The 15,637-nt window shown below is 34.4% G+C and carries 16 protein-coding genes; all 16 read left to right on the forward strand.

Annotated features, from left to right (window positions below; genetic code table 11):
* Nucleotides 1-16 precede the first annotated feature (16 nt).
* The 16 genes from J7I80_RS08190 to J7I80_RS08265 all read left to right on the forward strand — a co-directional run bounded on the left by J7I80_RS08190 (nt 17) and on the right by J7I80_RS08265 (nt 15,637).
* Nucleotides 17-1,021: a glycosyltransferase family 2 protein gene (locus J7I80_RS08190; protein ID WP_214737381.1), complete on the forward strand. Its 1,005-nt coding sequence runs from the start codon at nt 17-19 to the stop codon at nt 1,019-1,021.
* A gap of 65 nt (nt 1,022-1,086) precedes the next feature.
* Nucleotides 1,087-1,866: a glycosyltransferase family 32 protein gene (locus J7I80_RS08195; RefSeq protein ID WP_214737383.1), complete on the forward strand. Its 780-nt coding sequence runs from the start codon at nt 1,087-1,089 to the stop codon at nt 1,864-1,866.
* A gap of 4 nt (nt 1,867-1,870) precedes the next feature.
* Nucleotides 1,871-2,653: a 6-hydroxymethylpterin diphosphokinase MptE-like protein gene (locus J7I80_RS08200; protein WP_214737385.1), complete on the forward strand. Its 783-nt coding sequence runs from the start codon at nt 1,871-1,873 to the stop codon at nt 2,651-2,653.
* A 16-nt stretch (nt 2,654-2,669) separates the two neighbouring features.
* A complete protein-coding gene (locus J7I80_RS08205) occupies nt 2,670-3,410 on the forward strand; it encodes a 3-deoxy-manno-octulosonate cytidylyltransferase (protein WP_214737387.1) in 741 nt (246 codons plus the stop codon).
* Nucleotides 3,411-3,461: 51 nt separating this feature from the next.
* Nucleotides 3,462-4,301, forward strand: a complete 840-nt coding sequence (gene kdsA / locus J7I80_RS08210; protein WP_214737389.1) for a 3-deoxy-8-phosphooctulonate synthase — start codon at nt 3,462-3,464, stop codon at nt 4,299-4,301.
* On the forward strand, nt 4,285-5,277 hold the full coding sequence (locus J7I80_RS08215; protein WP_214737391.1) for a KpsF/GutQ family sugar-phosphate isomerase: 993 nt from the start codon (nt 4,285-4,287) through the stop codon (nt 5,275-5,277). Before kdsA ends, J7I80_RS08215 begins: the two co-directional genes overlap by 17 nt.
* A gap of 29 nt (nt 5,278-5,306) precedes the next feature.
* On the forward strand, nt 5,307-5,795 hold the full coding sequence (locus J7I80_RS08220) for a KdsC family phosphatase (protein WP_285289124.1): 489 nt from the start codon (nt 5,307-5,309) through the stop codon (nt 5,793-5,795).
* 10 nt (nt 5,796-5,805) lie between these two features.
* Nucleotides 5,806-6,594 carry a 6-hydroxymethylpterin diphosphokinase MptE-like protein gene (locus tag J7I80_RS08225; protein WP_214737395.1) on the forward strand — a complete coding sequence of 263 codons (789 nt, stop codon included), beginning with the start codon at nt 5,806-5,808 and terminating at the stop codon, nt 6,592-6,594.
* Between the two features lie 23 nt (nt 6,595-6,617).
* Nucleotides 6,618-7,511, forward strand: a complete 894-nt coding sequence (locus J7I80_RS08230) for a 6-hydroxymethylpterin diphosphokinase MptE-like protein (protein WP_214737397.1) — start codon at nt 6,618-6,620, stop codon at nt 7,509-7,511.
* Between the two features lie 48 nt (nt 7,512-7,559).
* Nucleotides 7,560-9,164 carry an aldolase catalytic domain-containing protein gene (locus J7I80_RS08235; protein ID WP_214737398.1) on the forward strand — a complete coding sequence of 535 codons (1,605 nt, stop codon included), beginning with the start codon at nt 7,560-7,562 and terminating at the stop codon, nt 9,162-9,164.
* A 10-nt stretch (nt 9,165-9,174) separates the two neighbouring features.
* Nucleotides 9,175-9,909 (forward strand): 3-deoxy-manno-octulosonate cytidylyltransferase, encoded by a 735-nt coding sequence (locus J7I80_RS08240; protein ID WP_214737400.1) that lies wholly within the window; start codon nt 9,175-9,177, stop codon nt 9,907-9,909.
* A 63-nt stretch (nt 9,910-9,972) separates the two neighbouring features.
* A complete protein-coding gene (locus J7I80_RS08245) occupies nt 9,973-10,638 on the forward strand; it encodes an HAD family hydrolase (RefSeq protein ID WP_214737402.1) in 666 nt (221 codons plus the stop codon).
* Between the two features lie 370 nt (nt 10,639-11,008).
* On the forward strand, nt 11,009-12,106 hold the full coding sequence (locus J7I80_RS08250; protein ID WP_214737404.1) for a glycosyltransferase family 4 protein: 1,098 nt from the start codon (nt 11,009-11,011) through the stop codon (nt 12,104-12,106).
* On the forward strand, nt 12,103-13,485 hold the full coding sequence (locus J7I80_RS08255; protein ID WP_214737405.1) for a nucleotide sugar dehydrogenase: 1,383 nt from the start codon (nt 12,103-12,105) through the stop codon (nt 13,483-13,485). The genes J7I80_RS08250 and J7I80_RS08255 overlap by 4 nt, the downstream gene beginning before the upstream one ends.
* A gap of 1 nt (nt 13,486) precedes the next feature.
* The gene (locus J7I80_RS08260; RefSeq protein ID WP_214737407.1) at nt 13,487-14,485 is read left to right on the forward strand and encodes an SDR family oxidoreductase; all 999 of its coding nucleotides are present in this window, start codon (nt 13,487-13,489) and stop codon (nt 14,483-14,485) included.
* 42 nt (nt 14,486-14,527) lie between these two features.
* A complete protein-coding gene (locus tag J7I80_RS08265) occupies nt 14,528-15,637 on the forward strand; it encodes a glycosyltransferase family 1 protein (RefSeq protein WP_214737409.1) in 1,110 nt (369 codons plus the stop codon).

The raw sequence follows: 15,637 nt of genomic DNA on the forward strand, positions 1-15,637 counted from the left end.
TAGTGAGGAGGTGGGGATGCTGCCGAAGATAAGCGTCATAATACCAGTGTATAATGTTGAAAAATACTTGCACAGATGTGTAGAAAGTGTATTGAATCAGACATTCCAAGACTTTGAAATCATTCTGATAAACGATGGCTCCACAGATCATTCAGGTCAAATTTGTGATGAATTAGCTCAGAAGGACAGTCGAATAACCGTAATTCATAAAAATAACGCAAGGGTTTCTGCAGCGAGAAATGACGGACTGAAATTAGCAAAGGGAGAATATGTGAGTTTTATTGACTCAGATGACTGGATTGAGCCTGAAATGTACCAAGTCATGATTCAAAAAGCTGAAAAATTAAATTTGGATTTTATTATGTGTGATTACAAAAAAAAATCAGAGAACTACGAGGAAGAGAGAACTCAGCCTATACGAGGCGGTTACTATTCAGGAGATCAAATCAAAAAAGAGCTGTTTCAATGTTTAATTATGTTCGATCACATTGAGTTTCCACCTACCATCTCAAACTGTGTTTGCTTAATTGATTCAAATTTTTTAAGACAAAACAATATTTCGTATGACGAAGATATACACTACTGCGAAGATTCATTATTCGGATCAAAAATGATATATCATGCTAAAAGATTCTTTTACTTAAAGGGTTTTCATTTCTACAACTACTTTTATAACCCAACATCTACCACGAATACATATAATGATAAAAAATGGAATTCTTATCTAAAGATAAACGAGCGGTTAGAGAAATATTTTGAGAAAACAGATGAATACGATTTTACAAGACAGATTAAAATTAATATGCTGTATTTTACATTAAATACCTTAGGGCAAATAAGATATTCTAATTCTAACCTGGTATGTCGAATCCAGATGATTGAAGAAATTATGTATCAACCGAAAGTAAAACAAATATTTCCGGGGTTTAAGCTGCCAAATGTCCCGTTAAAAACGAAAGCAATAATTTTATTAATTAAGTTTAGAATGGTTAAGATGTTTTTCTTAGTAACTCAGAGGTAAATATGAACTTTTGCCAATATGGAAGGAAAAATGAATGAAAACAGCAACGAAAGGGATCGATTTAAATGATAAGAAAAGTTATTCATTATTGCTGGTTTGGAAAAGGTGAGCATTCAGAATTGATAACAAGGTGTATTTCAAGTTGGAAAAAATTTTGTCCTGACTACGAAATAATAGAGTGGAATGAGACGAACTTTGATATAAATTCTACTATTTGGACAAAAGAAGCATATGAGAAGAAAAAATATGCCTTTGTTTCCGATTATGTTAGGTTATATGCTCTTTATAATTATGGAGGAGTTTATCTTGATACAGACGTCGAATTATTTAAAAATATAGATGTATTTTTAGGACATAAAGCATTTTCGGGATTTGAAAATGACAAATATGTTAACACAGGAATAATGGGGAGCGTTACAAAGCATCCAGTAATAAAGACATTTTTGCAATATTATGATAACCGACATTTTATTAATGAAAATGGAGGTATAAATGATGACCCTAATGTCAGATTTATAACACGAATATTAAAAAGCTATGGACTATTAAATAATGATAGCTTACAAAATGTTAACGGAATGCACATTTATCCAAAAACATATTTTTGTCCAATTGATGCAAATGGGAACAGAGATTTCTCGAATTTGACACATTGTGTCCACCATTTCAACTCTTCCTGGAGACCAGAAGAAGAACGTTTGCAAGTAGCACTTATGCATAAATGGTATTATCCTATCTATAAAAAAGCCGTCTTGGGTGCAATTTATTTAGTTAAATTGATTATCGGGAATGAGAATGCAAGAATGTTACGCTTAAAATATATTAAGTTATTTTTGAGAGAATAGAATCATGGCGTTAAAAAAAAATATAAACCAAATAAGATTTAAATTTAAGAGATTAGTTTTAAATAACATTTTTCCATACAGTATCAGCGGTAAAGACATTAAAAAATATAAAAATTTACATGAGAATAAAAGATGTTTCATCATTGGAAACGGACCAAGCTTAAAATCAGAGGATCTTGATAAGTTGAAAAATGAGATTACCTTTGCTTTCAATCGTATTTACTCTATTTTTGATCAGACAGAATGGCGTCCTACTTACTATTGTTCCGAAGATGATAAAACAATTTTAAACAGTAAAGAGGAGATCAATAATTTAAAACTACCAAATAAATTTATTCCAGTTAATTTTCCATGGGATTATAAAATTCATTTTAAAGATTGCAAATATTATATTTTAAAGTTAGGTGATAGGAACTCGGCACCGGCTTTTTCGAATGATATGACAAAGGGGCTATACTGGGGAAACACAGTCGCATATACAGCAATGCAAATGGCTGTTTACATGGGGATAAAAGAAATATATCTACTAGGTGTCGACCATAACTTTAGTAAGATGATAAACGACCGAGGTGAAGTCATCATTGATGAAAAGGTTAAAGACTACTTTTCAGATGAATATAATCCAGATAAAGATACTCTTTATATTCCGAATGTTGAAATTTCAAAACGTGCTTTTAGTGCAGCTAAGAAATATGCAGATCAAAACAATATCAAAATATATAATGCAACAAGAGGAGGGAAGCTAGAAGTATTTGAGAGAATAAATTTTGATGAAATAAAATTCTGAAAGGTGAGAGAATATTATGGAAGTATTAGGTGTAATACCAGCAAGAGGCGGTTCAACGAGATTTTTTAATAAACCATTGGCCAAGATATTCGGAAAGCCAATGATTTGGTGGGTGTACAAACATTCTAAAGAAGTTGAACTCTTCGAAGAGGTATATATTGCAACGGATAGTGAAGAAATTAAAAATGTTTGCGAAGAATTCGGAGCAAAAGTTGTTATGACTTCAAAAGATCATGATACAGCAACTGAAAGGCTTTATGAGGTTTCACAACATATCGATGCTGACCTTTATGTCATGATTAATGGCGATGAACCTCTGATAAAAGCGGAAGATATTGCAAAATGTATCCCTTTAAATCTTAATAAAGATCAATTCTATGTATCAAATCTTATGACGGATTTTTCCGATCCAGTCGAAGTTGTGGATTCTTCAAATTTGAAAATTGTAACGAATCCTAATGGGATTTGTTTGTTCATCTCACGCAGTCCGATTCCTTATCCTAAAGGCGGAATGAATTATAAATACCAGAAATTTGTAGGCGTAGGTGCATTCACTAAAAAGGCTCTACAATTCTATCATGAGACACCACGGGGTCAGATTGAAAAGATTGAAGAGAACGATTCTTTCAGGTTCATTGAAAATCGGAAAGACATTTATTATATAAATGCACATTGTAAAACAATTTCAGTCGATACACCTAAAGATATAGAAAAGGTTGAAGAATACATGTATGAAAATGGGAAGATTTCTGTATAATATATCGAATCTATATATATAATAGATTGTTGCTGAAAGGAATGATTATTAATGAATAATATCAAAGTTGGTAATCTTAATTTTAACCCAGAAACACTAACATTAATTGCTGGTCCATGTGTGATCGAATCAGAGTCACAAGTTATGGATGTAGCTGCAAAAATGAAAGAGATTACAGGCAGACTTGGTCTTCCTTTTATTTTTAAATCGTCGTTCGATAAAGCGAACAGAACGTCTGTTGCATCGTACAGAGGTCCTGGAATTGAGGTGGGTTTACGAATACTTAAAAGAGTAAAAGATGAATTAGAAGTACCGGTATTAACCGATATTCATGAACCATACCAGGCAGAAATTGCAGCGAAAGTGGTCGATATGCTTCAAATTCCAGCTTTTCTATGCCGGCAAACTGACTTATTAATTGCAGCCGCTAATACAGGATTGCCAGTCAATATCAAAAAAGCTCAATTCTTATCAGCAAAAGACATGAAAAATGTTATCAACAAAGTTGAGGAAGCTGGAAACCAAAATATTCTTCTGTGTGAAAGAGGAAATACTTTCGGCTACAACAATTTAGTGGTCGATATGACGAACATCATTGAAATGAAAAAGTTCGGATACCCAGTTGTATTTGATGCCACGCATAGCGTCCAAAAGCCTGGTGGTAATCTTACCTCCACAGGTGGAAATCGTGAGTACGTTGAGCTTTTAGCAAAGGCAGCGATAGCAGTAGGTGCTGATGCTCTATTTATGGAAGTTCATGAGGATCCTGATCTGGCAAAGTCAGATGGTCCTAATATGGTTAAACTTGATGAAATTGAAGAAATGCTACAAAGGATACTAAAAACATATAACGCAGTGCGGGAGGTTGAACCAATTGGATCTACTCATTGAAAAGAAAGCTGGTTTTGACATACTCTCTGAATCTAAAAGCGTTTTTGAAACTGAAATAAATGCTATTAAGCTTGTAAAAGATGCATTGGATGACAAATTTGTAGAAATAGTTGAACTGATTTCTAATTGTACAGGCAAAGTGATCTTTACTGGAATGGGAAAACCAGGTCATGTATCAAGGAAAATTGCTGCTACAATGTCAAGCCTTGGTACTCCATCATTTTTCCTTCATCCCGCTGAAGCGTTGCATGGGGATTTAGGGATGATTTCGGATAATGATATCGTTCTTGCCATTAGCTTCAGCGGAGAAAGTGAAGAAATTACAAGAATTCTTCCGAATATCAAAATAATTGGTGCAACATTAATAGGTATCTCAGGAAATCCCAATTCAACATTAATTAGATATAGTGATTATTCTTTTGTGTTTCCAAAATTTAGAGAAGCATGCTCAATGAATTTGGCGCCTACATCCAGTACGACGGTGGCGATGGTTTTTGGAGATGCGTTGGCGGTTTGTGTATCCAAGCTTTATGGCTTTAATGAAAATAATTATGCATTGTTCCATCCAGCTGGTTCACTTGGAAAAAAACTGCTTGTAAAGGTAGAGGATCTTATGCATTTAGGAGATAATAATGCAGTTGTGAGAGCAGGTACAAAATTAAAAGATGCCATTATTGAAATGAGCTCCAAAGCAATAGGGATTATCAATATCGTAAACGAGCATCAAGAATTACTCGGCGTATTTACAGATGGAGATCTGAGACGAACTTTTACAAAAGAAGTTGACGTGTTTGATTTGACAGTTGATGAAGTTATGGCGAATCAACCAATTTCCATACATTCTGACATGCTGGCAGTTGATGCCTTAAAGCTAATGAAGGCACATGATATTTCTGCCTTGCCAATTCTCCAAGAAAATAAATTGGTTGGGACCATTCGAGTCAACGATATATTGGGAGTTGGAATCTTTATATGATAATGGAAAAGGATTTTTCAAAAATCAGGATGCTTGTTTTGGATGTAGATGGAACACTCACGGACGGCAAAATTTATGTAGGTGAGCATGGGGAGGTCTTCAAGGCATTCAATGTAAAAGATGGATATCGATTAATTAATTTAGAGAAATTTAATATCACTCCTGTAATTATTACGGGAAAGACATCACAAATTCTAGAAAAGCGAGCTGCTGATTTAAAAATTACTGAAGTTCACCAGGGCATTGAGAATAAATTAAAAATCTTAAATGGTGTCATCCAAAAATATGGATTGAGCTATGAGAATATTGCCTATATCGGTGATGACGTCAATGATTTAGATTGTATGAAAATTAGCTATCTTAGCGCATGCCCTGCAGATGCAATAGATGAAGTAAAGCAAGAAGTTGATTATGTCTGCAAGGCTAGTGGTGGAAATGGAGCAGTTAGAGAATTTATCGATAAGATTTTAAAACAATCATATAAACCAAATCATGAAAATCGAATGATTCATTCTTAGGAGATTTATCATGTTAAAACTTTTAAAGGTGTTGAAAAGAAAATCCATCACATTGTTCTACACCATTGTAAATTACTTATCCAAATGGAATATACCATTAACAAAGAACAATTATAAAATCCTACAATTAAAAAACAAATATAAAGGAAAGAGATGTTTTATTATCGGGAATGGTCCCAGCTTGAAACCTGAGGACCTAGAAAAATTAAAAGATGAATATACATTCGCTTCAAACAAAATCTATAAGATATTCAATGAAACTACATGGAGACCTAATTTCTATATGGTCGTAGATCCTATCGTTTTGGAAGAAAATGTTAAAGATATCAATTTAGTTGAGGCTGGAACTAAGTTTACCTTGAATTGTTATAAGCATTTATTTAATGCAGACGTGTATTTTAATAATAATTTATACAAGAAAAAACGTGGTTCATTTTCAAAAAATATCATGGAAACGTTGTACTCTTCTGGCAGTGTATCCTATCATCTCCTTCAAATAGCAAACTACATGGGGTTTTCTGAAGTGTATTTGTTAGGACATGACTATAATTTCAAAGGGGCTGTCTCTAAAACAAAGGATCTATCTTTTCTAAAAGGCAGCGACAATTCACAGCACTATTTTAATAAAGATTATATTAGAGCAGACGAAAAAAAACCCGGTCAGGCACCAGAAGAAATTTACAGAGGAATGGAAAAGGCAAAATATTCCTATGAAGCTGCAGGTAAAATTATTTATAATTCCTCACGTGTTACCTATTTAGATGTGTTTAAAGTGAAAGAATTTGAAAAGTTGTTTTAAGAAAAATGTGAAGGACTGTTTATATGATGATGCTAACGTTTTTTAAGAAAGTAGTTAATAATGTACTCTCTTGGATCATTTGGAATTGGAAGAATTATCTTAGATTACCTTTTGTAAATCTGAGACTGAGTCAGCTTTCAAAAAGAGTGACCATGTATAAGAATAAGCATTTAGGAGAAAGTTGTTTCATTATCGGAAATGGACCAAGTTTATCGGCAAGGGATCTCAACCGGATTACTGGAATACCTTCATTTTCCTCTAATAGGATTAATTTAATTTTGGATAGGACCCTTTGGAAGCCTTATTATTACACCATTGCTGATTCATCAATGGCAAATAAGTTTATCCAAGAAATTGACTTAATGGAAAAAAAACAAATGTTTGCCGTAGTTACAAATTATGGTTTTGATACTCTGAAAAATTATTTTAAAACTAAATATATATTCTTGAGGAGTTATAGAAAAAAAGATTCCAATGGGTTACCTATATTTAGCAAAGATCCTTCAAAAAAAATTTCTACACAAGCGACTGTTACATATGTGAATATCCAATTAGCAACTTATATGGGCTTTAAAAAGATCTACTTAATTGGTGTTGATAATAATTATGCAATTAACAAAAAAGAAGACGGTACTTACGTAATAAATAAAGAATTGATAGGCAAGGATCATTTTGATAGTAATTATTATGAAAGATGGTTTAATGACAGACAAAAGCCAACTACAAATACAGAATTAATGACAAAGTCTTATATAGCTGCAAAAAAGTATTGCGATGAAAAAGGCGTTGAAATTTATAATGCAACAAAGGGTGGTAGTTTGGAGGTTTTTCCACGTGTAAACTTTGATGGTTTATTTGATGATAGAGGTAACTTTATTGGAGAAACAGCTAATTTAAATAGAAAAAGTTTGGGATGAGTAAAATTAATAGTAAATTTAAATCCGAAAATGAATAGGAGGATTTCCATGAATAAAACTTTTTTAGATTGTACTTTACGTGATGGTGGCTATTATAATTCCTGGGATTTTGATAAATTAGTAGTACAGGATTATCTATATGCAATGAAAGAAATTTCTGTTGACTATGTTGAACTAGGATTACGAGGGTTTAACAAAGATGGATTTAAAGGTGCTTGTGCATATACTACTGATCATTTTATCAATTCCTTAGTTATACCGGAAGGATTAAAAATAGGTGTAATGGTTAATGCGAGTGATTTAATTAGACACCCTGAAGGAATTGATTTGGCTTTGTCTAAACTTTTTGCTCCTGCTTCCGAATCACCAGTAAGTCTCGTACGAGTAGCTTGTCATGGTCATGAATTTGTCAAAGCATTGCCTGCAGCTAACTGGTTAAAGAAAAATGGATATATTGTTGGATTCAACCTAATGCAAATTGCTGACCGAAGTGAAGAAGAAATCAGTCAACTTGCAATTGAGGCTGGTAATTATCCAATTGATGTACTCTATTTTGCCGATAGCTTAGGTAGTCTGGGTCCAGAAAACACAGTTGAAATTATTAAAATTATCCGTAAATATTGGCGGGGCCAGATGGGTATCCACACTCACGATAACATGGGAAAGGCATTAGCAAACTCGATTTGTGCAGTTGTAGAAGGTGTAACATGGATCGATGGTACAGTAACAGGAATGGGTAGAGGTCCAGGAAACGCGAAAACTGAATACTTAGCAATTGAGTTAGCGGAATATCGCAATGTTAAATGTAATATTACTCCCTTGATGAAGCTAATTGATGAATACTTTAAGCCTCTTCAGCATCAATGTGGATGGGGGACAAATACATTTTACTACCTTTCGGGAAAATATGGTATCCATCCAACATACATTCAAGAAATGTTAAGTGATTCCAGATACATTGAAGAAGATATTTTAGCTGTAATTGATTATCTAAAATTTGAAGGCGGAAAAAAGTTTAACATTAATACATTAGAAGCTGCCCGTAAATTTTATTCCGGAAATCCAATGGGTACTTGGAACCCTGCAACAGAAATATCTGATAAGAAAGTTTTAATCCTTGGCACAGGGCCCAGTATTTTTAAACATAAGCAAGCATTAGAGGATTTTATAAAAAATAAACGACCATATGTTATTGCATTAAATACGCAAAATCACATTGCACCTGATTTGATTGATGTCAGGGCTGCCTGTCACCCTATGCGTCTCCTTGCAGATAGTTCAACTCATGCCACTCTCCCACAACCATTAGTATTACCTTCATCAATGTTATCTGAAAACGTTAACAAAGCTTATACAGGAAAAGACTTGTTGGACTATGGAATTTCAATACAAGAAAACACGTTTACATTCGAATCAACTTATTGTGTACTGCCTAATTCACTTGTCCTATCCTACGCATTAGCTATCGCGACGAGTGGAAATGCTTCAAGCATACTGTTAGCAGGATTCGATGGTTACGGTGCTGACGACCCTAGAACTAGTGAAGTAAATAATTTATTAAGTACATTTATTCAAGTGCCAAATACTCCACCTGTAATATCTATTACTCCAACACAATATAAAATTTTAACTAGTTCTGTTTATGCTTATTAGGAGGGAAACTATGAAATACTGTGTAATTATTCCTGCTCGTTATCAATCTACGAGATTACCAGGTAAGCCATTAATTGATATATGTGGCATTCCAATGATTATAAGAACATACCAGCAATGTATAAAAGCATGCCCAGCTGAAATGGTATATGTTGCAACAGATGATGAACGAATCAAGGAGCTTTGTGAAAAAGACGGTATCCAAGTTATTATGACCTCAAATGATTGTCTAACTGGTACAGATCGGATTGCTGAGTGTACTAGATATATTGATGCTGATATTTTTATTAATGTTCAGGGAGATGAGCCAATATTTAACCCAGAAGATCTAAAAAGGGTAATTTCTAACTTGTTTAAATATCCTGGAGAAATCTTGAACGGATATTGTGAAATTGGCGATGAGCAATTATTTAGAAGCGGATCTATACCAAAAGTGGTATTCCGACCAGATGGTCGATTGCTTTATATGTCCAGATCATCTATTCCAACAAATAAGATACTTGGATATGAAAAGGCATGGCGACAGGTTTGTGTATATGCGTTTCCAAGAAAGGCATTAGAAGAATTTGCTTCAGTATCTGAGAAAACTATTCTTGAAAAGATTGAAGATATAGAAATACTTCGTTTCTTAGAATTAGGATGGGAAGTACGAATGATTAAGCTTTCTAGTGCTTCAATCGCTGTAGATAATCCGGAAGATATAAAACGAGTAGAAGAATCTTTACTTACACATGTTCAATCATAAATAAGAAATGAAAGTGGCCTTGAAAAATTTAGGCCACTTTCAAATTAGTTAAAGGAGTTTAATATGGAATCCAACTTATTAGATCAATATGAAATTATCATCTTTGATTGTGATGGGGTACTTATAGATATAAACGAATTGAAATGTGAAGCTTTCGGAAAGGCTGTAGAAGGATATGATACTGATATAGTAGAGAAGTTCGTTTACCATTGCCGGAATAGCTTTGGAATATCTAGGTATGTGAAATTTAAAGAATTTTTTAGTGATTTTCTAAATGAACCGTATAATGAAGAAATATATAAAGACCTTGTTAGTAAATATTCTAATATTTGCAAGGATTTTTATATGTCAGCAAAAATTACTCCTGGTACTGAGAAGTTGCTTTCAGAAATATCATTGAAAAATAAATACTTATATATCGCATCTGGAAGTGATGAGATTGAATTAAAAGAGGTATTTTCTATACGAAATTTAAAAAAATATTTTTCTGGAATTTACGGATCTCCAAAATCTAAATCAGAATGCACTTCTATTGTTTTGAATAATCACCCAGGCAAAAAAGCTGTATTTATAGGAGATTCATTAGCAGATTTAAAAACAGCTAGAGAATACCAAATTGAATTTATTTATATGACTAATTTCACAATTCAGTCATATGATAGGGATCAATTATGCAGGGATGGAGCAACAAAGATTATTAAAACCCTAGAAGAACTAATACAATGCTAATATTTGAAATAAAATAATTTATATTTTAATTTGAATGAATTAAAATACGCCTCTATAAAACATTTTATTAAATTGCAGGTATGTTTAAGTCTATGAATCTGATACGCGGGTTATAGGTAAAATAAGTGGTAATGGAGCATTCGATTTCAAGTTTTTAGTAGGGTAGTGAAATTTAGAAAATAAGAATCTATTTTGATAAAAATGTATCTTAATAAAAGTTATTGACTTTCTATCATAGAGATACTATCTTAAAGTTATAATGTTCTTTAAAAAGAACATAAACTGTTGATATCTTATTTTTTCATTCGTAACGTTCGTTTTAGGAAACACCTTTGTAGATTCCGTGTACAATTATATTTGGAGGAATTATATGAAAATCCTCATATTAGCAAATTTCGGCATGGGCCTATATAACTTCAGAAGAGAATTACTTGAAGCTCTGATTAATCAAAAGAATGAAGTATATATATCTTTGCCAGATGACGAATATGTTCCGAAGCTAATCAGCTTAGGCTGCAAATTTATTGACACTCCATTGGATCGGCGAGGCACCAATCCAGTAAAAGATTTTCAGCTAATGCTCCAATATGTCCATATCATTGAAAAAATTAAGCCCGATATAGTATTGACCTATACGATTAAGCCTAATGTTTATGGTGGTCTGGCATGCAGAATGACGAGTACACCGTATATTACCAATATAACGGGGCTGGGAACTTCTATAGAAAATGCTGGTGTAATTCAGAAGATTACATTAAACCTCTATAAGTCAGGATTAAAAAGTGCATCTTGTTTATTTTTCCAAAATGAAACGAATGAGAAATTCTTTCTATCTAAGAAAATCGCTAAAGGGAAGACTAGGCTAGTTCCCGGATCTGGAGTCAACTTAGATTTTCATTGTTTTGAGGAGTATCCAGAAGGTGAAGACATAAGATTTCTTTTCATTGGCCGTATCATGAAAGCAAAGGGTATTGACGAATTGCTGCTAGCCATTCAAGCAGTAAAACAAAATTATCCTAATGCTCATTTTGATTTGATTGGTCATTGTGAAGAGAATTATCTGCAACAATTAACCGAGCTTGAAGAGCAAGGATTTCTTAAGTATCATGGCCAACAATCTGATATACATTCGTTTATCAAAAACTCTCACGCTACACTTCTGCCATCCCATCATGAAGGGACAGCCAATGTTCTCCTTGAATCTGCTTCGACTGGTCGTCCTGTTTTAGCTTCGAGAATTCCTGGCTGCAGAGAAACCTTTGATGAAAATATAAGTGGTCTTGGCTTTGAAGTACGTAGTGTTGATAGTTTAGTTGATGCAATCATTTACTTTATTAACCTCCCTTACGATCAGAAAAAAGCAATGGGCTTAGCCGGCCGCAAGAAGATGGAAAGGGATTATGACCGCAACCTGGTGATTAACGCATATTTAGAGGAAATTACCAATTTAAAAGGGGAACTGCTATGAGCTTATATGAAAAGATTGTTAACAGGGAAGAGAAAGTATCATTGATTGGCCTGGGTTATGTTGGGATGCCTATCGCTGTTTCCTTTGCAAAAAAAGTGGAGGTCATTGGTTTTGATGTTAATCAGGCAAAGATCGAGCTTTATAAAAACGGTGTTGATCCCACAAAAGAAGTTGGAAATGATGTTATTAAAAATACCACTGTAGATCTTACCTCAGATGAAAAGAGACTTAGAGAGGCGAAGTTTCATATTGTTGCTGTTCCTACTCCGGTAAAGGAGGATAGAACACCTGATTTGAGTCCGGTTGAATCAGCATCTAGAACTCTTGGACGGAACTTAACAAAAGGTTCGATCGTTGTGTTTGAATCGACAGTTTATCCAGGTGTGACGGAGGATATCTGTGTCCCGATACTGGAAAAAGAGTCTGGTCTGAAATGTGGGCTGGACTTCAAAGTTGGGTACTCTCCTGAGAGAATTAATCCTGGAGATAAAGAGCACAGGCTGGAAACCATCATCAAAGTCGTTTCAGGAATGGATGAAGAGACACTAGATATTGTTGCAAAAGTATATGAATTAGTTGTAGATGCTGGGGTTTATAAGGCAGAAAGCATTAAGGTAGCCGAAGCTGCAAAGGTCATTGAGAATTCACAGCGGGATATTAATATTGCATTTATGAACGAACTTTCCATTATTTTTAATAAGATGGGAATCGATACAAACGCAGTTTTAGAAACTGCAGGTACGAAGTGGAACTTCCTAAAATTTTCACCTGGCCTTGTCGGCGGACATTGTATTGGGGTTGACCCTTATTATCTTACATACAAAGCAGAACAAATGGGCTATTATTCTCAAATCATCCTTTCGGGAAGAAAAATCAATGATGATATGGGCAAGTATGTGGCTGAAAGTACTGTAAAGAAAATGATTAAAGCCAATAAACAAATAAATGGCTCAAGGGTAGCGATTTTCGGGATTACTTTTAAGGAGAACTGTCCAGATGTCCGAAATACTAAAGTGGTCGATGTAATTAAAGAATTAGAAGAGTATGGAATTGATATAAAGGTTGTCGACCCATTAGCAGATCGAGATGATCTCTGGCATGAATATAGAATTAATCCAAGTGAAATGCACGAGATAAAAGAAATGGATGCATTGATTTTCGCTGTCCCGCATGATGAATTTAAAGCGATTCAGCTAGAAGATGTGAAAAAGATGTATAGGACCTCTCAACTAGGGTTTATCGACACAGAAGCCATGAATGAAGTCGCTGCAGCCTCAGAGTTAGATATTAGTACAAACAATAATGTCCTCATCGACATAAAGGGGATTTTTAATCGAAAAGAAGCAGATGAAGCGGGCTATTTATATTGGAGGCTATAAGATGGGATACCAAGGTTTGAAATTTCCAGAAGGTTCAAAATTTCTAGTGACAGGTTCTGCTGGATTTATTGGATCAAATTTAGTTGAAGCAATTTTAAATTTAGGGTACAAGGTTAGAGGGCTTGATAACTTTTCGACTGGAAAAACTGATAATGTTGATGATTTCCGGCATAATCCGAATTACGAGTTCATCGAAGGAGATATTCGTGATTTCGATTCCTGCCTCAGGGCATGTGAGGGTGTGGATTTCGTCCTGCATCAGGCTGCATGGGGAAGTGTGCCAAGAAGTATTGAAATGCCCTTACTTTATGAGGAAATTAATATTAGAGGTACCTTAAATATGCTTGAAGCATCAAGACAAAATCTAGTGAAAAAGTTTGTCTATGCATCAAGCTCGTCTGTATATGGAGACGAACCTACTCTTCCCAAAAAAGAAGGTATAGAGGGTAACTTGTTATCACCATACGCACTGACCAAAAGTGTAGATGAAGAATATGCAAAGCTCTATACAAAGTTATACGGATTAGATACTTATGGTCTGCGATACTTTAATGTTTTCGGCAGAAGACAGGATTCAGATGGAGTGTATGCAGCTGTCATTCCTAAATTCATAAAACAATTGCTAAATAATGAACGGCCTACAATTAATGGTGATGGACATCAGAGCAGGGATTTTACTTATATCGAAAATGTAATTGAGGCAAATCTAAAGGCATGCAAGGGCGAAAGTAATGCTGCTGGACACGTCTATAATATTGCATTCGGTGGAAGAGAGTCCTTGATTGAAATTTATACCCATTTATTAAAAGCTTTAGGAAAAGATAAGGAACCTATATTTGCTCCTGAGCGATGCGGAGATATCAAGCACAGCAATGCTGATATTTCTAAGGCAAAAGAGATGTTGGGCTATGATCCGGAATGGAGCTTTGACCGGGGGATTGAAGCAGCAATAGAATGGTATAAAGAAAATTTACGAGCAGATGCAACGGTTAAACTTTAAGTATTAAAATTCTTTTTATTTCAAAGTATTATGGGGGCTGTAATGAGTAAACCAATTAGGGTTCTACACGTAGTGGTCAATATGAACCGCGGCGGTGCGGAGACATTAATCATGAATCTTTACAGGAATTTAGATCGTACAAAAGTCCAATTTGATTTCCTTACCTGCAGAGAAGGGGTATTTGATGTTGAAATCAAAGAACTTGGAGGTAAAGTACATCGAATTCCGTATATTAATGATGTTGGTCATTTTGAATATATAAGATCTCTAAATCAATTTTTCTCTAATAATCAAGATTATACGATTGTCCATTCCCATTTAAATAAGATGAGCGGATTGGTCGTGAGAGCCGCAAAGCGGAATGGGGTTCGTTATTGTATCTCTCACAGTCATAATACTGGTGGAGAAGGTAGCTTTTTAGCAAAGGCATATAAGTGGTATTCTGGCTTGTATATACCGTCTAATTCGGATTTCACATTTTCTTGCTCAGAAGCTGCTGGCAAGTGGTTATTTGGCAGTAAATCTAAAGATGCAATTATTTTGAATAACGGAATAGAACCTGAGAACTTTCAATACTCTTCGAAAGTTAGAATGATGAAACGTAAGGAATTAGGTATCGGGGATCAACTGGTGATTGGGCATGTTGGAAGATTTACAAAACAAAAAAATCATAAATTTTTGATTGAGATTTTTGCGGAGCTTCTGAACAGAAGGCCTGATGCAATTTTATTATTATGCGGAGACGGGGTGCTCCGTAAAGAAATAGAAAATCGCGTAGATGAATTAAACATTCGAAACAGCGTTAAATTCCTTGGTGTCAGAAGTGATATTCATCAATTGCTTCAAGCGTTTGATGTATTTATATTCCCGTCTCTCCATGAGGGCCTGCCTGTTACTTTAATAGAGGCGCAATCAGCAGGTATTCCTTGCTTAATATCCAAGGAGATTACCAATGAGGTAGATTTGGGGTTAGAGTTAATGAAGTTTTTAGATTTATCGAATAGGGATTTATGGGTTCAAGAATTGAAGGAATTTAAAGTTCAAAAAAATAAACGTATCGCCACAAGGAATAGGGTGTTAAGAGAAAAAGGGTATGATATCCGAAAGACTGCAGAGTGGCTGCAGGATTTTTATTTAGCAAATACGAGGTGA

The organism is Bacillus sp. ISL-41, from assembly GCF_018613235.1.
Classification (GTDB): Bacteria; Bacillota; Bacilli; order Bacillales; family Cytobacillaceae; genus Mesobacillus.